This is a genomic window from Pedobacter sp. 10L46_2 (assembly GCF_056395165.1).
The window spans coordinates 1-23,044 of sequence record NZ_JBFTIZ010000023.1 but is presented as its reverse complement, the minus strand read 5'-3'; the positions used below and the strand labels follow the sequence as shown (position 1 = coordinate 23,044).

Here is a 23,044-nt window from a genome sequence, read left to right as displayed (position 1 = left end):
CTTGATATTTTCTCCTTTAAATCTCTCTAAATCATCCAACATCTCCAAATGATTATTTGTCACTGTATCAGAATTCCCAAGTAGTAAAGAAATTGGTCTATCTTCTTGGCTTGGCTTTGAGGTAATATTTGAGCCTTCAGATGGATTAAAATTATAAAAAAAATAAGTATACGAAGCTTGGGTTGTATAGTGCTCAAGTATCCATTGATGATCTATAATATTCCAGCTTAAAAAATAATTCAAACGTCCAAAAAAAGCCTTCCTGATTTCCCAAACTTTTTGATCATTTGCTTTATACTTCCAATATCTGTTAGCTAAAGTTTTATAGAAGCGTTTTATCTTTAAGAGGTTCCATTTAACCTTTGGTCGCTCTTCATGCTTTTCAAAATAATTCAGACTTTGCGCCCCATATATTGTTTTCTTAAACATTGAATATGGAATTTCCACGATATCACCTCCCCAGAAAAATAATCCTATCTTAATATTTTCTGGTAATTTGAGCACAAAATTAATGGCTGCATCAGAGGCCCAATGAATAAAAACTTTATCACCCTCACTTATATTTTTTACCGTTTCTAAAAACAACTCGGTACCATAAGGAGCAAAAATTGCCTTATCAGATTTAACGTGTTTTACCTTTTCCTGGGGCCAGTCAATAATATAAATGTTATTCCCCGGTGCAGTTTTTTCTCCATCAATAATAAAATCATTAATAAATTTATCATCGATCATTAAATGGTAATTCATGGCAGCAATATGTATTTAGAAATTATTTAAAAGCTTAGTTACTTTCACAATATCTTCTTCATTATGAAAATAAGAAATAGGTAAACTTAAAGTCGTATTGTGTATCTCTGTTGAAATTGGATATTCACCTTCAATAATGCCTTTCATTGCTTCCTGGTTATGAGGTGCAACAGGATAGTGGATTTCTGTTTTTACTCCGTTCTGAAGCAGATAATCCCTGAGCTGATCCCTTCTCTGGTGTCTGATATTAAAGATATGATAAACATCAAAAAAATCAGGGTCCACCTTAGGTAGAACAAAATCTGACCCCAACTCTTGCAGATAATACGAAGCCAGTTTCCTTTTGTGGCTGTTAATATCATCCAAATGCTTAAGTTTTAAAGATAAGAAACCAGCCTGCACTTCATCCAGCCTTGAATTATACCCCACAAGTTCGTTTACATATTTTATCCTGGAACCATAATTTCTCAATGTTCTAATTTGATCCGAAAGACCTGCGTCATTTGTTGTTATAGCCCCGGCATCGCCCAAAGCACCCAAATTTTTAGTAGGGTAGAAACTAAAGGCTCCGAAATCACCAAAGTTACCGGCCTTCTTACCTTTATATTGAGCTCCATGCGCCTGAGCACAATCCTCAATAATCTTCAGTTGATGTTTATTGGCAAGGTGTATAATCGGATCCATATCACAAACCTTTCCGTACAAATGGACAACCATTATTGCCTTTGTTCGAGAAGTGATCTTCTCTTCGATCAACTTTGGATCAATATTATATGTAGCAATATCAGGTTCAACCAATACCGGTTTCAAATCATTTTGAATAATTGACAGTATTGTCGCGATGTAGGTATTTGATGGAACAAGAACCTCGTCTTCTGGTTTGAAATCGAAACATTTTAGCGCTAATGAAAGCGCATCAAGCCCGGAAGCCAGTCCAACACAATAAGACGTATTACAATAAGCAGCAAACTCCTTTTCAAACACTGCTACATTATTTCCTAAAATATACCAGCCACCCTCCAGAGTATTATTAAATGATTCCCTGAAAGCATCAAAAAATGGCTGATTTAATTTCTTTAAATTTTCATAATCTATCATATGTAATTCTCATAGATATAGTCTTCTGCATCAAAATACTCCGAAGCAAGAACCATTAAAATAGCATCATCAGTAAAATTCTTCATTTGGTGCCAATCCTTGGGCTCTAGAATTAAGCATTTATCCGGTGTATCCAGTGTAAACTCCTCTTCCTTCTCCCCATCATTATTCGTTATAATACAGCTTCCCTGAATACAAATTGCTGCTTGTATAGTTTTATGATGCCTATGTCCTCCACGAACAGAGTCATCAACTCCATAAATGTAAAATATACGTTTTACATCAAAAGGAATCACTTTTTCAATTACCGTGAGATTGCCACGTGCATCTGTAAAGGTTTTTAAACTGATTTGATATGCCATTACTTAATTAAGTATCTCGTTTTATAATAATTATTTAAATGCCCAAAAACATGGAATCTATACATTCTTCGTAATGATTTATTAATGCGCGGTATTTCTTTGATTTCATGAAATAAATTGTCTTTTGAAATCGAACGTAATTCTTTCTCCACCTCCTTTAAGGCAATAACATATGGCTTATAGATGTTAGTTAAATGTCCATGAGTCAACTCATAATGACCCAGGTGGAAGGCGTCTTTTTCACAATATTTTAAATCATGAAAATGATAAAATATCAAATCAAAGGTTTCATCCGTTCCATTTACCTTTCCAAATAAACGATCTCCAACAGTAGATATAGTATACTGCTGTGCATTCCATGGTGCTACGCCACCGCCCAAATGTTGAAGCTCATGTACCCCCTTAAAACGCTCACACCAATCATCCAGATACTTCTGATCTCCAAACTTATTATCCTCGAAACGATTATAACACCATTCTATACAGGCATCTTTCCACCACTTTAAAACAGTTCTGCCTTGTTTATCATTTTTAAAGTAAACAAATTGAACACAGTACTTACCGCTTGTAGCCGTTTGGTCGTATTCAGGCGTATAACGATGGTCGGTAATAATTACTGAATCATCTTCGCCAAGCTCGTCAAATAAAACAGTTGGATCTGCAAAGAAAAGCAGATCAGCATCTATATAAGTACACGATGGCAATTCATAAGTATCCAAACAATATTCAACTGTTGCCGGAGTACAGGTCCAGCAATACTCAGCAGTTGTACGGGTAGGTTTTATTGACAAAAGTTCCTCATTCTCAAAAGTACCCAACGAAATAATCGTCGCTTTTTCAAGATTCAGCTCATTCAGTATAGAATATGAAACATCATCAAATGCAAATATGTATAAATGAAAATCCTTACAATGTTTAGCCAGTGAATTATACATGACTAACCCGCGGGTAAGATATATGGAATTAAATAACGTACAAAAATTTAACATATTTATGATGTAGACTTACCTACCTGTAAAACGATACTTTACCCAACGCTTAAAGCGCTTTCTAATCTGTTTGAAACGTGACCAGTTGTTTAATGATATAAAAAACTCTTTAAAGGCTAAATATGCCCTTTTATTATGCTCTACAGGTATTTCATTAACCGAAATACGCTCTAAATAAAGTTCAACATTGTGTGAATCATCAGAAGCGCAATGAACACCACTATTGTCCCAGCCAATATCCTGAGCTAATGATTTTCCCGGATACAGGGTCAGTTTATTTTTTATAAATGCAGCACCATACCAACGTACAGCCCACGAATTGTTTCTTCCTGCAATCTGATCTTCCAGCATTTTTATGTAAGGATAAGAGCCATCAAAATTGAACCTCCATGTCCATTTATTCTGCAAAATAATATTCAATATCTTCTTACCATCTGGTTCAAACAATTGCCACTGCTTGTTCCATGTACCCCATGCACCACAATCGGCGCCATAAATGAAAAAAGAATCTGGCAGTTGTTTCTTTACAGGATATAGATAACCACAAATACATGCAACCCGGTCATCATTCTCATACCGCACTAAAGCGTCATTCATAAAACTGAGGAAATACGGTGCAACTTCCATATCATCTTCCACAACTATGACTTTACCATACTGAGCCACGATTTCGGTAACACCTCTAATAACGTTTTCGGCCAGGCCAAGATTAATTGGTTGCTCTACAATCCTAATACTCGGAAATCCGGATATCTGATGAATATATGCCCTTACTTCATTTACAGACGCTTCATCTTTTGCCTGCCTTGCTCCATCACTATAAATTATTAAATTACTAGAGCCGGCTTCAACATTAGCCAGCAAAGAATTTACTACTCTCTGTAAATGCTGGGTTCGATTGTAACAAAATAAAACGATAGGGGCTAAGGACATTTATATTTAAAAGTTGCAAAAAGCAAATATAACTATAAAATCATATTCTGACTAGCATTTTAAGGTTTAAGAGGGGGCTTTAAATATTTTACTTAACAAAAAATTGTTATGAAAATCCATTCACACTCGCAATCTCAATAACTCTTCAACATCATCTTAAAAGTTTTAATGTTGTTGACTCCTTTTGCAAGTTACCGCTCCAGCTTTAACGATCTGATTTTGCTGTTATGCGCAAGTGAACCATAGAATATCATACATCCGACGATTGTACCTAACTTAGTAATTTTAAAAGTACTTATGATTCAACTTTAGCAGACCTTCAGTAGTCAAAAAAAGATACATACCTTGATGTTATACCCACTTAATCGAAAGAATAAGCCAGACCGAATGTCACAGCTGATGTCTTATTATATCTTGGTTCCTACATTATCATTATCTTTTTTTGCTGGTCTGTTATTGATTGATAATAATGTCCCTTTAAATAGCAGGAAAAATCTTTTGTAATCTCATAATCTAGTTCAATTTTAACAATCCAATCAAATTCTGATCTGTTATATAATGTTGAATTAAAAAAGTAATTATGCTTAATCTGCTCCAGGTTAATTAGTTCATCCCCATCGCTATCAGAAGATTGTTCAAAGACATTTGCCGCAATTCCAGATAGCTGGTCAATATTACTTTATAACGGCTGATAAGAAAATATATTGGGGGGCAGTTTACCCTGAACCCATACAGTCACCTGGAGAAGCGATTGATATAGCCGCAAACAGTTCTGGAAAGTTATTTATTGTCAGTAAAACGTATAAAGATCAATACGGTAACAAGGTTATGAAGTGGAATGGATCAGGCTGGGATGATTACCTGCCCCTGATCGGTGCGAAGAAAATTGCATTACCAGCTGGGCCAAATGCATTTCCATTTATTGTTGATAATACAGGAAGGTTACTTTATCATAGTGGGAACTTTTGGGTGCAAGCTGGTTCATCAGGCATGAACGCTATTTCTATCGCGGCCTGTAATTACATGAAAGACATCTCGGGTTTACCAATCGTTTGTGTAATAAATGGATCTGCTCCTACCGGGGGTGGTTATGAAATCCGAAGATGGACTGGCAGCGACTGGTTTGGTCTTCCCGGGGGCGGAATGACGATTGCAGTTGCAACAGATGGCCATCCTTGGCATATACGCAACTCGACTTCTATTTACAAAAATGATAAATAGTAAAGTTTAATAATTTCAACAATTCAGCCAGTTTAACGACTGGACTTTTAGTTTTAGAAACAGTAATATCAAATTAAAAGCGGCTTAAAAAACTCAAGCCGCTTTTAATTTGATATATTTAATGATTACAATTTCCTTTTAACTTCTACTTGTTCGTAAGCTTCAACAATGTCGCCTACTTCAATATTGTTGAAGTTTTGGATATTCAATCCGCATTCGTAACCTCTAGATACCTCTTTAACATCATCTTTATAACGTTTCAATGAAGCCAATTCACCTGTGTAAATTACCACACCATCTCTAACGATACGGATTTTGCTGTTACGTGTAATTGTACCGTCTAACACCATACATCCGGCAATTGTACCCACCTTAGTAATTTTAAAGGTATCTCTGATCTCAACGTTAGCAGTGATCTTCTCTTCAAATTCTGGAGCCAACATACCTTCCATCGCCGCTTTGATCTCATTGATCGCATCGTAGATGATAGAATACAAGCGGATATCTATCTGCTCAGCCTCTGCCAATTTACGCGCACCTGATGATGGACGAACCTGGAAACCTATAATGATCGCATCAGAAGCAGAAGCTAACAACACATCAGATTCAGAGATCTGACCTACCGCTTTACTTATGATATTAATTTGAATCTCTTCAGTAGAAAGTTTCAGTAATGAATCAGATAGTGCTTCAATTGAACCATCCACATCACCTTTAACAATCAGGTTAAGCTCTTTAAAGTTACCGATCGCTAAACGACGGCCAATCTCATCAAGAGTAATGTGTTTCTGAGTACGAAGACCCTGTTCACGCATCAATTGTAAACGTTTGTTTGCAATTTCTCTTGCTTCAACTTCACTTTCAAGTGCATTGAATTTATCACCTGCAGTTGGTGCACCTTGCATACCCAATACCTGAACTGGTACTGATGGGCCAGCTTTATCTACTTTTTGTCCACGTTCGTTAAATAACGCTTTTACACGTCCACTGTAACTACCTGCCAAAATCGGATCGCCTATTTTCAATGTACCAGCCTGTACAAGAACCGTTGTAACGATACCACGCCCTTTATCCAGAGTCGCCTCAATTACACTACCTGTTGCACGCTTATTCGGATTCGCTTTTAAGTCTAACAACTCAGCCTCTAATAAAACTTTCTCTAATAGTAAGTCTACATTTAAACCGCTTTTACCAGATATCTCTTGCGACTGGAAGTTTCCACCCCAATCCTCAACAAGAATATTCATTATAGATAATTGCTCACGTATCTTATCTGAGTTTGCACCCGGTTTGTCAATTTTTGTAAAGGCAAACACTAATGGAACTCCGGCAGCTTGCGCATGGTTGATGGCCTCTTTTGTTTGAGGCATCACAGCATCATCCGCCGCTACAACAATAATTGCAATATCGGCTACCTTAGCACCACGTGCACGCATCGCTGTAAAGGCTTCGTGACCCGGTGTATCTAAGAAAGTAACTTGTTTACCTGTTGGTGTAGTTACCATGTAAGCACCAATGTGTTGGGTAATACCACCCGCCTCACCAGCAACCACATTCGCTTTACGGATATAATCTAGTAATGATGTTTTACCATGATCCACGTGTCCCATTATGGTTACAACAGGCGCTCTTGGCAATAAATCCTCCTCAGAATCTTCTTCTTCAATAACAATATCACTTTCATCATCTGGTTTAACGAATTGAATTTCGTAACCAAACTCATCAGCAACGATTGTTAAGGTTTCAGCATCCAAACGTTGGTTAATCGATACAAACATTCCCAAACTCATACAAGTTGCGATAATCTTTGTAACCGGCTCATCCATCATTGTGGCCAATTCATTTGCCGTAACAAACTCAGTAACCTTTAAAACTCTTGACTGCAACTCTTGTTCCATTGCAGCTTCATCTGCTGAAAGGGCAACATCATCACGTTTTTGACGACGTAATTTAGCACGCTGAGCAAACTTACCAGATTTACCTGCTCCACTTAAACGAGCAAGTGTTGCTTTAATCTGATCTTGTATTTCTTTTTCCGTAGGTTCTTCTTTCGGACCGCTATGACCTCCTGGGCCTCCTGGTTTGCTGTTCCTAAAGTTAGGCCTGTTGGCTGTATTGTTTGTGTTATTTCTAAAATCCGGTCTGTTGCCAACTGGAGGCGCAGGTCTTTGCTGACCCGGTTGTCCTTGTTGTCCTGACTGTCCGCCAGCTTGTTGGTTACCGCCACCACTGGCAGGTTGGCCATGGCCGCCCTGTCCAGGATGTCCACCCGGAGTTTTTTTACGTTTACGTTTTCTTTTCGCATCAGCGCTATCGGCCGAAGATGCTACTGGCTGAGATTTACGATCAGGTGTAGTTGGTAAAACAATTTTACCAATGATATTCGGACCTGAAAGTTTTACAGAGCGAGCTTTAATTACTTCCGTTTCCTCAGGTTTCTCAACCTTAGGTGCAGGAGGAGTAACAGGTACCACCTTAGGCGCCACTGGCTCTGGAGCTTTCACTACAGGTGGCTCTACAGCTTTAGGTTGTTCAACCACTACTGGCTTAACTTCTTCTACAGGTTTTACAATTTCTTGTTTTACCTCTTCAACCGGCTGCTCAACTTTCTCAACAGGTTTTTCTTCTTTTACAACTTCCTTAGGCGCTTCTTCAGCAACAGGAGCTTTTGGCTCTGGTGCCGGAGCAGGAGCTTCCTCCGCTTTAACCGGACGTGTTTTAGAATTTAAATCATCAAGATTTATCTTTCCAACTATTTTAACACCAGGTAAAGAGCCTTCTTCTGCTTTATCTGCAGGAGTTTCTGGCGCTGCCGGTTTAGCCGGAGCTTCTTCCTTAGGCTTCTCAGCTGGAGGAGTATACGAATGAAGATTCTTAATTAAAACGCCTTCGTTTTCGAATTCAACATTTTTTCTAGGTGCCTCAGCAACTTTCTCAGTTACTTCAGGTTCATCACGACGAATTTTACCAATAACAATTTGATTGGCTTCTTCTTTTACGATTTTATCGCCCTGAAACTCTTTTAACAGCGCATTATACATGTCGCGAGAGAGCTTAGTAGTGGGTTTATTCTCAACAGAAAAGCCTTTCTTTTCCAGGAACTCAACGGCCGTAGCTATCCCTACGTTAAGTTCCTTAACTGCTTTAAATAAAATTATTGGTTTGTCGTCTGACATTGATATCCTATTTTTTCTTTAATTCTTATACAAAAGTAACGTTTATTCTTATTTATTTCATCTGTAGGTCGTGAGTTTTTGTATTATTCAAATTCTGATTTCAAAATACTCATCACTTCCTTGATGGTTTCTTCCTCCAAATCGGTACGTTTAACCAATTCATCAACGGAAAGTGCTAACACACTTTTAGCAGTATCACATCCGATAGCTTTTAGCTCATCGATGATCCAGCTATCGATCTCATCCGAGAATTCTTCTATATCCACATCCTCATCTTCTTCACCAGCTTCACGATATACATCTATTTCATAACCGGTTAATTTACCAGCAAGTTTAATGTTATGACCACCGCGACMAATTGCCAATGAAACCTGATCAGGTTTTAAATAAACTGAAGCATGTTTTGTTTCATCATCTAATTTAATAGAGGTGATTTTTGCAGGGCTTAGTGCTCTGGTGATATATAATGAAATGTTATTGGTAAAGTTAATTACATCAATGTTTTCATTTTTAAGCTCTCTAACAATACCATGTATACGAGAACCCTTCATACCCACACAAGCTCCTACCGGATCAATTCTATCGTCGTAAGATTCTACAGCAACTTTTGCTCTTTCTCCAGGTTCACGAACAATTTTCTTAATGGTAATTAAACCATCAAAAATCTCAGGAACTTCGATTTCGAATAAGCGCTGTAAAAACTCAGGGGCAATTCTCGAGATAATAATTTTTGGAGTGCTGTTCACCATATCCACTTTAAGGATTACGGCACGAACGGTATCACCTTTTTTGAAATAATCAGCCGGGATCTGTTCAGTTTTAGGCATCATTAATTCGTTACCTTCATCATCAAGAACCAGTGTTTCTTTTTTCCAAACCTGATAAACCTCTCCGGTTACAATCTCTCCAACCCTGTCTTTATATTTTTTAAAAATTTCGTCTTTTTCAAGTTCCAATACTTTTGAAACAAGTGTCTGACGGGCTGCTAAAATAGCTCTTCTTCCGAAACTCTCTAAAGTGATCTGTTCAATGTAATCGTCGCCAACTTCCATATCCGGATCTAACTGTTTAACCTCGGCAAGTTCAATTTCTAAATCATCGTCCTCAGAAAAGCCATCTTCCATCACTTTTCTGGTACGCCAGATCTCTAAATCTCCGTTATCCGGGTTAACAATTACGTCACAATTCTCATCAGTACCATATTTTTTACGCAACATACTGCGAAATACCTCTTCCAGCACACTAATCACTGTAGGGCGGTCGATGTTCTTAAAGTCCTTGAACTCCTGAAATGAATCGATTAAATTAATATTGCTCATTCTTATTTAAATGAAATTAAAACCTTTGTTTCTGTTATACTATTAAAGTCGATTCCTGTTTCTACCAGTACCGCCTTTTTTCCTTTTTCTTTCACTTTTGCTTCTATAGTGATGCCTTTGTCATCTACAAAAAGCAATTTGCCTTCTTTTATTTCGCCGCCAGCAAGCTTTACACTTAAATCGCGGCCAATGTTTTTATCGTATTGTCTTTTCAGTTTCAATGGCTCACCAACTCCGGGAGACGAAACCTCTAAATTATAAGCTTTATCAATGGTGTTTTCCTCTTCCAAATGAAAACCAACATGTCTGCTAATGGCTGCGCAATCCTGTATAGTGATTCCTTCATCGCCGTCAACATGAATAATCAGTTTATTATTTGGCAGCATTTTCACCTCAACAAGAAACAACTCCGGTCTGTCCGAAATTTTTTCTTCTACTAATTCTGTTACTCTTTTTTCTATCTGCATAACCAATTCACCAGTAATAGAAAAGAGGGGACTTTTGCCCCCTCTTACCTCTATTACCGTGCAAATGTAAGAAATATTTTTGCAAATTAAAAATGCTATAACACAATCACTTCTGCTTGTAAAAGAAAGCCCTTTTTACTTCTGTTCAACTTCTTCACAGGATTAGCGTTTCTTCACACCTTGTTCACGGAAGTTATTATCTGGTTAATAATTTCTGCAAAGGTTTTATACTGTAATTCACCTTGCCCTTCATAATATCTTCGGCATTGCCAAAGCGCGCATTCAAATACGTAATAACTAAATAGTCCCTGCCTTTAACAAATGGCTCTTCAGGAACAAACACCACTTCCTCGCCATTAAGGCTTATTTGGCCCTTAACGGGCATTTCTTTTATAGCTGTATCTTTGTCAGATGGTGTTTGCAAAACCGAAACCACATCATAAAAAACAGAGTCGGCAGCTGGTGCATTTTTAAGCTGCAAAAGCCCTGGTTGGTCTATATTACCAAACACAATAGATGAACTGTCGGCCGAAAAACCTATCAAAAGTGGCTTACTATTTGTTGATGTACACGAACAAACAGGTGAAATGGCGCAAAATGCCATCAATATCCTAACAAAAATTTTAACCATAACACTAAATTAAGCTTTATGAAACTAATTGTGGAAATTTTATTAATGGGTCTTGCAGTATTTCTGGGGGCCAAAATTGTACCAGGGGTACAGGTAGATGGTTATGGAGCTGCAATTATTGCGGCCATATTAATTGCGCTGGCAAATGCCACAATTGGTTTTATTTTGCGCCTTTTCACATTCCCAATCAACTTCCTTACATTAGGATTGATGTCATTCATCATCACTGTTTTAATGATATTATTAGTTGATTACCTGATGGCTGGTTTTAATACTACCGGATTTTGGGCAGCAGCAATTTTAGCTATAGTAATTGCGTTGATTAAAGCAATATTTGGAGCTATTGCAGGTTCTGACAAGGATTAAATTCAAAAAAGAGTGTCCAAAAAGGTAAGATCGTCATCCTGAATTCATTTCAGGATCAAACCTTTTTAGACACTCTTTTTAAATTCTCTAAAGAATGCTTTGAAGATCAGCAGGAGAGTAATTTATAGATTTCAATGTCTTGTTATCTTTAGTTCTGTACACTAAAAACAACGAATCTTCCTCTTTAAAATAGGAATCACTATCATCTTTAGCCTTATAATGGGCTATTGTTTGGTTAGCTTCTTCTTCAGACTTACATGCCTTGCTCATATTTGAACGGTGCACTTCATCAAAGAGATCTTTAAACTTATCTGCAAGTCCGAATTCTAAAATAGCACCGGCTAAAACATACTGTATATCGCATAAAGCATCTGCCACCTCAACCAGGTTATTGTCTTCAATTGCTTGTTGCAATTCCTTCACCTCTTCAACCAGCAACGAAACCCTTAAGTCACTTCTTTGTTTTGATGGAATAATTGGCGAATTCTCTATAGGGTGCTTAAATGTTCTGTGAAATTCGGCTACCTGATTCAATGAGTTTGACTCTTTCATGCTTTAATATTGATTTATATTTTTTTTTAATTTTTTTCTTTTACGTGGTCGGCTAGTTCATATCCGCTTTGCTCACTTTTATCTTCTAAAAACAACAGTACTATTAATGAAATGATAGGAATAAGGAAGGAGATAAGAAACCAGAACCAAAACTTCCTGCCCATACTTTTCGCAAGTATCCCAGCCACAATTTGCGGGATTAACATAACGCATAAAAGGAGAATTTCGGGCATATTTCTTTATTTTTATAAACTCAATAAGCTTATAAAAACAAAGATAATGATTACGATTATTTAACGGATAATCTCTCTGGAGATTACCATTTTTTGAATTTCAGAAGTTCCTTCGTAAATCTGGGTGATCTTAGCGTCACGCATCAATCGCTCAACATGATACTCTTTTACGAATCCATAACCGCCGTGTATCTGAACAGCCTCTACCGTTACATCCATGGCTACTTTTGAAGCATACAGCTTAGCCATTGAGCCAGCAAGCGTGTAGGGTTGCCCCTGGTCTTTTAACCATGCCGCTTTATAAACCAACATTCTTGCTGCTTCTATGCTGGTGGCCATATCTGCAAGCTTAAAAGCTATTGCCTGATGTTCTGCAATGGGCTTACCAAACGATTTACGTTGTTTAGCGTAGCTTAACGCCAGCTCATATGCTCCGGCTGCAATGCCAAGCGCCTGTGCTGCAATGCCAATTCGGCCTCCCTCCAGCGTTTTCATGGCAAACTTAAATCCAAACCCATCTTCACCAATTCTATTCTCTTTTGGCACTTTAACGTCGTTAAACATTAGAGAATGTGTATCAGAACCACGGATGCCCAATTTGTTTTCTTTTGGGCCAACCGTAAAACCTTCCATACCCTTTTCTACTATAAATGCATTTATCCCTTTATGTTTTAATGCCTTATTTGTTTGCGCAATTACGAGGTATGTTGAGGCCGTACTACCATTGGTAATCCAATTCTTGGTGCCATTTAGCAGGTAATAATCGCCTTTATCTTCTGCGGTTGTTTGTTGCGATGTTGCATCAGAACCTGCTTCTGGCTCCGATAAACAAAAGGCTCCGATCTTTTCGCCGGATGCCAAAGGCTTTAAATATTTTTCTTTTTGTGCCTCAGAACCGAACGCTTCTAAACCGTAACATACCAAAGAATTATTTACAGAAACAACTACAGATGCCGATGCATCTACTTTAGACAGTTCTTCCATTACCAGCACGTATGAAACTGCATCCATACCGCTACCGTTGTATTTTTCTGAAACCATCATCCCTAAAAACCCCAGCTCGCCAAGCTTTTTCACTTGTTCTGCCGGAAATTTCTGGTGTTCATCTCTTTCAATAACTCCAGGCTTAAGTTCATTTTGTGCAAAATCCCTTGCCGCCTGCTGAATCATCAATTGTTCTTCACTTAGTTGAAATAGCATAATTATATATAATAAAAAAATACGTACAGCCAAATTTAGTATTTCTCAACCAAATTACTATGGTAGCATAGTATTATTTTTTATAGTGTAATTACAGCCTATTTTAGCAAATGGTTATTATCATCAGGAAAAACCAATATCGGGTGATATTTTTTCGCTTCTTCTATTGGTAAAGATCCGTAAGACATGATGATAAGAATATCACCCACCTGAACTTTACGGGCTGTAGCTCCATTTAAACAAATGGTTCCTGTTCCTCTTTCGCCTTTTATTACATAGGTTTCAAAACGCTCACCGTTATTGTTGTTTACGATCTGCACTTTCTCGTTTGCAATAATTTGGGCAGCATCCATTAGATCTTCATCAATGGTAATACTTCCAACATAATTCAGTTCTGCCTGTGTTACTTTAACACGGTGGATCTTCGATTTTAATATCTCGATAATCATAATGCAAAGTTAGATAAAGTTTCTGAATGAATGATTTCCCGTTTTTCAGCTAAGTATCATATTATCGATAAGCCTTGTTTGCCCTACTTTGGCAGCTACAAGAGCTATAATATTCTGATCATTTTTGTTTGTCTCAGGAAGTAATGTTTTTCCATCGGCAATTGTAAAATAGTCGAGCTCAACTCCGGGCGTTTCTTCAATTAACTGTTTAGCCTTTTCTAAAAGCTCGGGAATGCTTTTATTCTTGAAATTATCACTTACGTAGGTAAGCGCCTTGCTTAATACCAACGCATTTTTTCTGTCGGCAGCACTAAGGTGTATATTTCTTGAACTCATGGCAAGCCCATCGTCTTCTCTTATAATCGGACAAGAAATGATTTGAACAGGAAGGTTGAAGTAGGCAACCATGTTTTGGATCATCAGCACCTGCTGGTAGTCCTTTTGTCCAAAAAACGCGACATCCGGGCTTACAGCATCAAACAGTTTTTTTACAATTTGGGTAACCCCTTGATAATGACCTTTTCTAAATTCACCCTCTAAAAGAAATTCGGCAGGGCCCAGATCAATATGCCATTTCTCTTCAGTCGGATACATCTCCTTTACCGAAGGCATGAATACCACATCACATCCGGCGTCTTTAAGCATGGCCATATCATGCTCTAGCGGGCGCGGATATCTCTCTAAATCTTTAGGGTCCGTAAATTGGGTAGGGTTCACAAAAATACTGCAAACCACTATATCAGCCTGCTTTTGGGCCATCTTTATTAATGATACATGACCTTTATGCAGCGCACCCATAGTTGGCACTAAAGCAATTTTCTGCTGGGCCAATTTAATTGGGCCAAGCAACGACTTTAACGCCGCAATAGTATTTAGTACTTCCAAACCAGCTTATAAAATTTCAGGGGGCAAAGTTGGTTATTTATCTATTCCCAACAAAACATCTTGCGTATTATATTGATAAATGTTATTATTTTGCTTACCTTTGCCCCTTGATAATCTTTTCTTTAACATAAATTTTTATTTACGAATATGGAGATGGCCAAAACGAAGCTACTGATTGTTACACACGAGATGTCGCCTTTCCTTGAACTCACAAAGATTTCAGAAATTACCCGTCAGTTACCTCAGGCAATGCAGGATAAAGGATTTGAAATCCGTATTTTAATGCCAAGGTTTGGAAACATTAATGAAAGAAGGAACAGATTACACGAGGTTATCCGTCTTTCGGGCATGAACATCATTATTGATGACAATGATAACCCGTTAATCATTAAAGTTGCCTCAATTCCGGCAGCAAGGATGCAAGTTTACTTTCTGGATAATGAAGATTATTTCCAACGCAAGTATGTATTTAGGGATAAGGAAGACAAGTTCTACGCTGATAACGATGAAAGAACAATTTTCTTCTGTAAAGGTGCACTTGAAACTGTTAAAAAATTAGGCTGGTCGCCAGATATCGTTCATTGCCATGGCTGGATGACATCCTTAGTACCTGCGTACATTAAAACTACTTACAAAAACGATCCTACTTTTAAAAATTCAAAAGTGGTGTATTCAATTTATGAGGACTGTTTCTCTGAAACAATGAATACTGATCTGTACAAAAAAGCAGTAATGAACTCTATGACTGTTGAGGATACTAAAGTATTTGAAAAAGCAGATTGTAGTGCCTTGCATATTGGAGCAGTAACGTATTCTGATGCATTAGTTTTAGCTGATGAAAACATCAATGCTGATGTGTTAAAATTTGTTAAAGATTCTAATAAGCCAACTTTAGCTTTTAATTTAACCGAAAATTTCGAAAACTTCTACTCATTATATGAAGAAATTTCGGATGAAGAATTGGTTTCAATAGCTTAAACTCAGGTATTCTAAAATATGAAATTTATAAAACTAGACTTATTGACCCTGTTGATAGGTCTTTTTCTTTTTGCATCTTGTAAAGATGCCAATACTATCGGCCTTACACCTGATGGCGACTCTCCTATTAAAGGTATTTTAGACAATACCGTTCTGGTTGATTCCAAAACTGTTCTTGATTCAGCTACTGCATCAATTGGATTGGCAAGACATCCTTTGGGTTACATTACCGGAGATGCTACTTTTGGAACTACCGAAGCAAGCCTTTCTATGACGGTAAGCCTTCCTTCAACTAGTTATAGCTTTGGAGGAATACCAACTGTAGATTCGGCAGTACTCGTTTTGCCTTACTCAACTCAATTTTATGGTGATACAACAACTTCGGTTTATAGCCTTAATGTGCACCAGCTTAAAGATGACCTCTCTTTGCAAAAGGTCTTTTTAAGCAACAAAGTATGGCCTGTAGAAACTGAGGTGGTAGGCTCTCTTACCACTAAGATAAAGCCAAAAACACCTTTTAAAATTACTGATATCGTAACAGGAAAACCTGATACGCTTAAGGCTGTTGTTCCTCAATTAAGGATAAAGCTTAGTAATTCATTTATTCAGGAACACATTTTAAATGTAGATTCAGCACTAAGAGCAACAAACACTAAATTCTCAGCAGTATTTAAAGGTCTGCAGGTAAGTGTTAACAAGACCTCATCAAGTGGCCCTGGAGGTGTAATGTTTATTAATTTTGGCGGAACTGATGCTAATCTTCAAATTTATTACAAAAAACAGGTAGGAACAAGTGTTGTAGAGAAAGATACTGTAGCCGTTAATTTCCCTATTTCATCAAGTTCAGGCCCTATTGCGGCAACGGTTAAGCATGATTACACCGGAACACCTGTTAAAGCACAATTAGATGCGCCAACGGCATCTTTTGACGTTACATATTTGCAAGCACTTTCTGGCGTAAGGAATAAAATTTCTTTCCCTGATCTAAAAGCTTTTGTAGACAAGGTAAAGGCTGGAAATGCAGATGCACGTGTAGTAATTAACAGGGCAGAATTGGTTGTTAATCTTAAAAGCGGAACAGATGTATCGCCATGGAATGCTGCTCAGCGGCTATCTCTTTACAGACTTGATATAGCCGGTCAGAGAGCAAATATTCCTGACAACGAAGGCCCTACACAAGCCAATCCGACACCGCCCGCTACCTATGCAGGCTCTGAAGCAGCATTTGGTGGATTCTATGACACGGTTAACAAAAGATATATATTTACAGTAACTAGTTACCTGCAAGCTCTGATTGACAACAAGACTGTCGATTATGGTACTTACCTGGCACCTAGCTCACTTACTGAGTACAATGTTTTCCCTTCTTTAACTTCCGGTGCAAGGTCAATCATAAACACTGCAACCCCGGCTACGGGCGAAAAAGGTATTAAGTTAAACATCTATTATACCAGAATTGACTAGCTAAATTTATTTATACACTATTGTGTTTATATCCTCCGAGATCATTAATTTCGGAGGATATATTTTTTAAACCCAGTATGTATGTGTGGAATAGTTGGTTATATCGGTCACAGAGAAGCGTGGCCAATAGTTATTAAAGGACTAAAAAGATTAGAATACCGCGGATACGACAGTGCTGGTATTGCGCTTATTTCTGATGATGGATTAAACATCTATAAAAAGGCAGGAAAGGTTACAGAACTGGAGAACTTTGCTGCAGGTAAGAATTTATCTGGCACAGCGGGAATTGGCCATACCAGATGGGCTACCCATGGAGCCCCTTCCGATAGAAACTCGCACCCCCATACATCCAACAATGGCAAGCTTACTATAATTCACAACGGGATTATTGAGAACTATGCTACACTCAAAGAAGAGCTAATAACCAGGGGCCACGACTTTAAAAGTGATACCGATACCGAAGTTCTGGTACACTTAATTGAAGAAATTTATAAAAACGAAAAGATAGATCTGCTGGAAGCTGTTCGACTGGCCTTACGTGAGGTTAGTGGAGCTTACGCAATTGTTTTGATGGACGAGGAGCATCCAGATCAACTGATCGCTGCAAGAAAAGGAAGTCCAATGGTTATAGGAGTTGGCGATGGAGAATACTTTATTGCTTCGGATGCCACGCCTATTGTTGAGTACACCAAAAATGTGATCTACCTGAACGATAATGAAATTGCATTTATTAAACGCGATGAGTTATTGATAAAACGCCTGGATAATGTAGTACAAACACCTTATGTTCAAGAGCTCGAGTTAAAACTTGAGATGCTCGAAAAAGGTGGGTATGAACATTTCATGCTAAAAGAGATCTTTGAGCAGTCGCGCTCAATCAGAGATTGTATGAGAGGCCGTATCTATCCAAACGAAGGTAAAGTACAACTGGGCGGAATAAAAGAATATGCCGACAAGCTAAAAAATATTGATCGTATAATTATTGTTGCCTGTGGCACTTCATGGCATGYTGGTCTTGTAGGTGAGTATTTGATTGAAGAATATGCAAGAATCCCTGTAGAAGTGGAATATGCATCAGAATTTAGATACAGAAATCCAATAATTACTGAAAAAGACATCGTGATTGCCATTTCTCAATCTGGAGAAACAGCAGATACAATGGCCGCAATTGAAATGGCCAAAGAGAGGGGTGCGACGATTTTTGGTGTATGTAACGTTGTGGGCGCCTCCATACCACGATTAACACATGCCGGTGTTTATACACATGCCGGACCTGAAATTGGAGTTGCTTCAACCAAAGCCTTTACTGCTCAGGTTACGGTGCTTACTTTAATGGCTTTTTATATGGCTCAGCAAAAAGGTACGCTTACCAATTCAAAATTGGTTGAACTACTTACCGAGTTAGATTGCATCCCAGATAAAATACAAGTGGCGCTTGAATCTAATGATCTTATAAAAGAAATTGCCGAGAAATTTAAGGATTCAAGAAATTGCCTATTCCTTGGCAGGGGAAGTGGTTTCCCTGTAGCGCTGGAAGGAGCTTTAAAGCTCAAGGAGATCTCTTACATCCATGCCGAGGGATATCCGGCCGCCGAGATGAAACACGGCCCCATAGCGCTTATAGACGAGGAAATGCCAGTAGTTGTTATCGCCACTAAAAATTCATCTTACGAGAAAGTAATCAGCAATATCCAGGAAGTGAAGGCCAGAAAAGGAATTGTCTTGGCGATAGTCACCGAGGGAGATGTTGAGGTTAGAAAAATGGTAGATTATTGTATAGAGATACCTGATGCCAGTGAGGCATTCTTACCATTACTGGCCACAATACCGCTTCAATTGCTATCTTATCATATCGCAGTATTAAGAGGCTGCAATGTAGACCAACCGAGAAATCTGGCTAAATCTGTTACTGTGGAGTAACAGATTTAGTTCTTTATATTTAGTTAGAAAGGCAAATCACCTGAAGCGTCGCTTGGATCAATGTAATCCGTTTCGCTTTTTGGCGTACTATTCTCGCCCGTAGATGGGGTTTGTTCAAAATCACTCTTTCTGCCCAGAATTGTAAAATTCTCTGCAACTACTTCTGTAACATACTTCTTTACTCGCTCTTTGTCTTCAAAAGAGCGGGTACGAAGCTTACCTTCAATATACACCAGTTTGCCCTTTTGCAAATACTTTGAGGCTACTTCTGCTAAACCTCTCCACAAAACAATATTATGCCACTCTGTTTGCTCTATTCTTTTGCCATCTTTGTTATACGTCTCTGATGTTGCCAATGGGAAACTTGCTACGGTTACACCTCCATCTAAATGTCTGACTTCAGGATCTTTTCCTAAATGTCCTACTAAAATAACTTTGTTAATACCTGACATGAATTCTGATTTATCTAATTTACGGAATAAGAGCTTATAAAATTTGTTATCACTTTAGGTTGTGGCAATTCGTCCAGCTCGCTTAATGAAACCCATTTTATTTCTGCATTCTGATTAAAGTTAATGATATAATTATCTAAAGCAAAAAATTGAACATATATAGTTTGGTGGGTCAATAAATGTTTTTTCTGCTCTAATGGCGTAATTGTACAGGTGTCGCCAAAATTATTCTTCAATATGGTCAGGAATTGTTCTTGTGCTTCCAGGTAATTGTCGTCAGTTTCTATTAAAGGAAAATCATACAGCTCCTGCCAGATGTCTCCAGGATTCCTTTTGTTTACCAGGATTTCATCTCCATTAAAACATACCAGATAGTTAAAATAACGAGTGCGTTTTTTAAGTTTTTTCTCTTTAACAGGAAGCATATTTACAAGATCATTTTTCCTGGCAAAACAATCAGATTGAACAGGGCAGGATTCGCAGGCAGGAGATTTAGGCTTGCAATGCAACGCTCCAAACTCCATAATGGCCTGGTTGTATACAGAAGGTTCTTGTCCGGCTATTAGATTTTGTGCCAACTCTATGAATTGCTTTTTCCCGGCAGGACTGTTTATTGGGGTTTCAATTCCAAAATATCTCGACAATACTCTAAACACGTTGCCATCCAGAACTGCTTTCATCTCATTCGAAGAAAACGATGAAATGGCTGCAGCGGTATAATCCCCTATTCCTTTCAAGCGAATTAGATCATCATACTTTGTAGGGAATTTCCCATCATAAACTTCCTGGATCTGCTTGGCAGTATAAAGCATGTTTCTTCCTCTTGAATAATAACCCAACCCCTGCCATAGTTTAAGTATCTGTGTTTCTGTAGCTGCAGCAAACGCAGTAACTGTTGGGTAATTTTCTAAAAATCTATTAAAATAAGGCAATCCTTGTTCTACCCTGGTTTGTTGCAATATAATTTCTGAAAGCCAGATCACATAAGCATCCGTTGTACCCCGCCATGGTAAGTCTCTTTTATGATTTAAATACCATTTTACTATTTCTGTTTGAAAAGCCATAGACGCAAAAATACGGCGTTATTAATTTGTTTTCGGCAAAACTTGCAATTCTCTGATACAATATGAAACAAATAAATCATCTTTTATTTTCCTATCTCATTAAAAAGCAATACTTTTGCAACCCCAAAACACTTATAAAGTATATAATACACTATAAATAAATAATAGAATATGACTAAGGCAGATATTATTTCAGAAATATCAACAAAAACAGGAATTGAAAAGGTAGATGTACAAGAAACCGTTGAGGCATTTTTCAAAGTGATCAAGAACAGTATGATCGGAGGAGAGAATGTATATGTTAGAGGTTTTGGTAGTTTTGTTGTAAAAAAGAGAGCGCAAAAAACTGCGAGAAATATTTCTAAAAACACTGCAATTATTATCCCAGAGCATTTTGTACCAAGTTTCAAACCAGCAAAAGTGTTTGTTGACAAAGTAAAAAACAACTCTAAAAAAGTAAGCGTAGAAGCTTAATCAACTTATGCTAAACAATATCCGTTCAAGACAAATTATCATAATTGGAGCAATAGTATTGCTTGGAGCTTTTTTGTTTACAAGGGATATTAAAGGTTTAGTTAAGCCAAAAGAGCAGACAACGAATGTTCCAGCCGCAGGGCAGATGACATCGGAAACCCCTCAGCCAATTAGTTTGGAAGAAGTTTCGGCTTCTGGTAAAACCCTGATCAGTCCAAACTTTGCCGCTGAAATTACTTCACTTGAGAGCACATATAAAGCTTCTACCGATAAGGTTACGGCCGCTAAAGTGCTTGCGCAAAAGTGGGATGATGTTGATCAAAGTGCACCAAGCGCTTTATACCTTGAGATTATAGCCAATCAAGAGAAAACATTAGCCAGCTGGTTAATTACCGGAGACCGTTTTTTAAAGGCATTTGACAACTCAAGAGACAGTATATTACAACCTGCATTATTACAAAGAGCAAATGCTGCTTATACTAATGCCGTAAGTATTGACTCAACAAGTGCTGATGCTAAGACAGGCCTGGGAATTACCATTGTTAATGGAATGGGAATGCCAATGAAAGGTATTGCGTTATTGATGGATGTGGTAAAAAAAGACCCAAAGAATTTGAAAGCGAATATGAGTTTAGGTACATTCGCAATTAAATCTGGCCAGTTTGATAAAGCCATAACCAGATTTAACAACATTATCGCCATTAAGCCTACTCCCGATGCGTACTTCTATTTAGCCACAGCTTACGAAAGCCTTGGTAAAAATGCAGATGCTATTGATGCTTATCTTAAGAGTAAAAAGCTAGCCGCCAATCCCAAATTATCTAAATTCATTGATGATAAAGTATTGGAGCTAAAGAGTAAAAATTAATAAACAGATTAAAAAAAATATTTAAAATTCAAGATTATGCCAAGCGGTAAAAAAAGAAAAAGACATAAAATGGCTACCCACAAACGCAAAAAACGTTTAAGAAAAAACAGACATAAGAAAAAATAATTTTTCTTAATGTTTTGCATAGAAAATAAGGCTACGACAAGATCTTAGCCTTATTTTTCGTTGCAATGTTTTTTTTATTTGTCCATGTGTTAATAAGGCATTTAATGCCTTAAAATCTGTAGCTTTTGGTAAAAGAATTAATTATAGATTCCTCTCCACTGGGAGTAACCATAGCTTTAGTTGAAGACAAACAACTTGTAGAACTTCATAAAGAACAGATCAACAACAATTACGCCGTTGGCGACATTTATTTAGGCCGCATCAAAAAAATCATGCCGGGTCTAAATGCTGCGTTCGTAGATGTTGGTTATGAAAAAGATGCATTTCTGCATTATTTTGATCTTGGTCCTCAAGTCCAATCTTTAATTAAGCTAACTAAAATCAAGCGTAATGGCTCTGTTAATGGCACTTTACTGGATAATTTCAAGCTAGAGGGAGACATTAACAAAGCAGGCAAAATATCGGAAGTAGTAAGCAAGAATCTTGTTTTACCTGTTCAGATAGCAAAAGAGCCAATTTCAACTAAAGGTCCTCGTTTAAGTTCAGACCTTTCAATAGCTGGCAGATATATTGTATTAGTTCCTTTCTCTAATGTAATCTCTATTTCAAAAAAGATTAAAAGCAATACCGAACGTAATCGTTTAAAAAAGATTATTGAAAGTATTAAACCTAAAAATTTTGGAGTAATTATCAGAACCGTTTCTGAAGGAAAAGGAGTTGCAGAACTTCAAAAAGACCTTTTGGATTCTGTAGCTAAATGGGAAAGCTTTATTAAAAAGCTTCCTGATGCAGAACCTTCTAAACGAGTTTGGGGAGAAATGGATCGGACATCAACATTGATCCGTGATATTTTAAGCACTGACTTTACAAATGTTTATGTAAGCGACAATAGCCTGTTTGAAGATATTCGTTCCTATGTTCACGAAATCTCTCCGGAAATGGAAAAGATCGTGAAACTGTACAAACATAAAGAACCTATTTTTGAGCATTTCGGCATTGAGAAACAAATCAAGAACTCTTTTGGTAAAACAGTAAACTTAGCTGGAGGAGCCTACCTTGTTGTTGAACAT

Annotated in this window: 23 protein-coding genes; 8 read left to right on the top strand and 15 right to left on the bottom strand. The window is 37.6% G+C overall.

The genetic code is table 11. The features are described 5' to 3' along the window. The 5 genes from AC1DDX_RS04460 to AC1DDX_RS04440 all read right to left on the bottom strand — a co-directional run. Positions 1-732 (bottom strand): hypothetical protein (locus AC1DDX_RS04460; RefSeq protein WP_477621806.1); only part of this gene is annotated, 732 nt, incomplete at its 3' end. Positions 733-762: 30 nt separating this feature from the next. Continuing rightward, positions 763-1,845 (bottom strand): DegT/DnrJ/EryC1/StrS family aminotransferase, encoded by a 1,083-nt coding sequence (locus AC1DDX_RS04455; protein ID WP_288884000.1) that lies wholly within the window; start codon positions 1,843-1,845, stop codon positions 763-765. Continuing rightward, on the bottom strand, positions 1,842-2,207 hold the full coding sequence (locus AC1DDX_RS04450; protein ID WP_068886790.1) for a sugar 3,4-ketoisomerase: 366 nt from the start codon (positions 2,205-2,207) through the stop codon (positions 1,842-1,844). The genes AC1DDX_RS04455 and AC1DDX_RS04450 overlap by 4 nt, the downstream gene beginning before the upstream one ends. Then, entirely contained in the window at positions 2,207-3,142 is a 936-nt protein-coding gene (locus AC1DDX_RS04445; protein WP_288883998.1) for a glycosyl transferase, read from the bottom strand. The genes AC1DDX_RS04450 and AC1DDX_RS04445 overlap by 1 nt, the downstream gene beginning before the upstream one ends. Before the next feature lie 69 nt (positions 3,143-3,211). Next, on the bottom strand, positions 3,212-4,129 hold the full coding sequence (locus AC1DDX_RS04440) for a glycosyltransferase (RefSeq protein WP_288883996.1): 918 nt from the start codon (positions 4,127-4,129) through the stop codon (positions 3,212-3,214). A gap of 645 nt (positions 4,130-4,774) precedes the next feature. Here AC1DDX_RS04440 and AC1DDX_RS04435 point away from each other — a divergent pair. After that, positions 4,775-5,350 (top strand): hypothetical protein, encoded by a 576-nt coding sequence (locus tag AC1DDX_RS04435; RefSeq protein WP_288883994.1) that lies wholly within the window; start codon positions 4,775-4,777, stop codon positions 5,348-5,350. Positions 5,351-5,475: 125 nt separating this feature from the next. Here the strand turns inward: AC1DDX_RS04435 and infB are convergent, their stop codons facing one another. From infB to AC1DDX_RS04415, 4 genes are all read right to left on the bottom strand, one after another. Next, positions 5,476-8,526, bottom strand: coding sequence for a translation initiation factor IF-2 (gene infB / locus AC1DDX_RS04430; protein WP_172659205.1), 3,051 nt, complete (start codon positions 8,524-8,526; stop codon positions 5,476-5,478). 83 nt (positions 8,527-8,609) lie between these two features. Further along, a complete protein-coding gene (gene nusA / locus AC1DDX_RS04425) occupies positions 8,610-9,845 on the bottom strand; it encodes a transcription termination factor NusA (protein WP_477621805.1) in 1,236 nt (411 codons plus the stop codon). A gap of 2 nt (positions 9,846-9,847) precedes the next feature. Then, positions 9,848-10,312: a ribosome assembly cofactor RimP gene (gene rimP / locus AC1DDX_RS04420; protein WP_288884024.1), complete on the bottom strand. Its 465-nt coding sequence runs from the start codon at positions 10,310-10,312 to the stop codon at positions 9,848-9,850. Between the two features lie 196 nt (positions 10,313-10,508). After that, positions 10,509-10,943 (bottom strand): hypothetical protein, encoded by a 435-nt coding sequence (locus AC1DDX_RS04415; protein ID WP_288884430.1) that lies wholly within the window; start codon positions 10,941-10,943, stop codon positions 10,509-10,511. A gap of 18 nt (positions 10,944-10,961) precedes the next feature. Here AC1DDX_RS04415 and AC1DDX_RS04410 point away from each other — a divergent pair, with 18 nt between their 5' ends. Continuing rightward, complete coding sequence (locus AC1DDX_RS04410) at positions 10,962-11,309, top strand: phage holin family protein (protein WP_172659207.1); 348 nt, start codon at positions 10,962-10,964, stop codon at positions 11,307-11,309. 87 nt (positions 11,310-11,396) lie between these two features. Here AC1DDX_RS04410 and AC1DDX_RS04405 read toward each other — a convergent pair whose 3' ends face one another. The 4 genes from AC1DDX_RS04405 to panC all read right to left on the bottom strand — a co-directional run bounded on the left by AC1DDX_RS04405 (position 11,397) and on the right by panC (position 14,628). Further along, positions 11,397-11,861, bottom strand: a complete 465-nt coding sequence (locus AC1DDX_RS04405; protein ID WP_068886808.1) for a pyrophosphohydrolase domain-containing protein — start codon at positions 11,859-11,861, stop codon at positions 11,397-11,399. 293 nt (positions 11,862-12,154) lie between these two features. Further along, positions 12,155-13,294, bottom strand: coding sequence for an acyl-CoA dehydrogenase (locus AC1DDX_RS04400; RefSeq protein ID WP_288884432.1), 1,140 nt, complete (start codon positions 13,292-13,294; stop codon positions 12,155-12,157). Positions 13,295-13,392: 98 nt separating this feature from the next. Further along, on the bottom strand, positions 13,393-13,743 hold the full coding sequence (gene panD, locus AC1DDX_RS04395) for an aspartate 1-decarboxylase (protein WP_172659210.1): 351 nt from the start codon (positions 13,741-13,743) through the stop codon (positions 13,393-13,395). Between the two features lie 45 nt (positions 13,744-13,788). Then, positions 13,789-14,628, bottom strand: a complete 840-nt coding sequence (gene panC, locus AC1DDX_RS04390; protein ID WP_172659211.1) for a pantoate--beta-alanine ligase — start codon at positions 14,626-14,628, stop codon at positions 13,789-13,791. Positions 14,629-14,781: 153 nt separating this feature from the next. Between panC and AC1DDX_RS04385 the strand changes: the two genes are divergently transcribed. The 3 genes from AC1DDX_RS04385 to glmS all read left to right on the top strand — a co-directional run bounded on the left by AC1DDX_RS04385 (position 14,782) and on the right by glmS (position 18,990). Then, positions 14,782-15,606 carry a glycogen/starch synthase gene (locus AC1DDX_RS04385; RefSeq protein ID WP_337718242.1) on the top strand — a complete coding sequence of 275 codons (825 nt, stop codon included), beginning with the start codon at positions 14,782-14,784 and terminating at the stop codon, positions 15,604-15,606. An 18-nt stretch (positions 15,607-15,624) separates the two neighbouring features. Then, positions 15,625-17,070 carry a DUF4270 domain-containing protein gene (locus AC1DDX_RS04380; RefSeq protein WP_172659212.1) on the top strand — a complete coding sequence of 482 codons (1,446 nt, stop codon included), beginning with the start codon at positions 15,625-15,627 and terminating at the stop codon, positions 17,068-17,070. 81 nt (positions 17,071-17,151) lie between these two features. Beyond that, entirely contained in the window at positions 17,152-18,990 is a 1,839-nt protein-coding gene (glmS, locus tag AC1DDX_RS04375; RefSeq protein ID WP_477621804.1) for a glutamine--fructose-6-phosphate transaminase (isomerizing), read from the top strand. Between the two features lie 23 nt (positions 18,991-19,013). On the opposite strand, the gene AC1DDX_RS04370 is transcribed toward glmS, so the two are convergent. Both AC1DDX_RS04370 and mutY read right to left on the bottom strand, forming a co-directional pair. Beyond that, positions 19,014-19,442 (bottom strand): single-stranded DNA-binding protein, encoded by a 429-nt coding sequence (locus tag AC1DDX_RS04370; RefSeq protein WP_048907892.1) that lies wholly within the window; start codon positions 19,440-19,442, stop codon positions 19,014-19,016. Positions 19,443-19,456: 14 nt separating this feature from the next. Continuing rightward, positions 19,457-20,506: an A/G-specific adenine glycosylase gene (mutY, locus tag AC1DDX_RS04365; RefSeq protein ID WP_337718240.1), complete on the bottom strand. Its 1,050-nt coding sequence runs from the start codon at positions 20,504-20,506 to the stop codon at positions 19,457-19,459. Positions 20,507-20,677: 171 nt separating this feature from the next. Here mutY and AC1DDX_RS04360 point away from each other — a divergent pair, with 171 nt between their 5' ends. The 3 genes from AC1DDX_RS04360 to AC1DDX_RS04350 form a co-directional block, all read left to right on the top strand. Further along, positions 20,678-20,980 carry an HU family DNA-binding protein gene (locus AC1DDX_RS04360; RefSeq protein WP_008240139.1) on the top strand — a complete coding sequence of 101 codons (303 nt, stop codon included), beginning with the start codon at positions 20,678-20,680 and terminating at the stop codon, positions 20,978-20,980. 7 nt (positions 20,981-20,987) lie between these two features. Then, positions 20,988-21,848 (top strand): tetratricopeptide repeat protein, encoded by an 861-nt coding sequence (locus AC1DDX_RS04355; RefSeq protein WP_172659215.1) that lies wholly within the window; start codon positions 20,988-20,990, stop codon positions 21,846-21,848. A gap of 251 nt (positions 21,849-22,099) precedes the next feature. Continuing rightward, on the top strand, positions 22,100-23,044 hold a 945-nt coding region (locus AC1DDX_RS04350), incomplete at its 3' end, for a ribonuclease E/G (protein ID WP_477621803.1).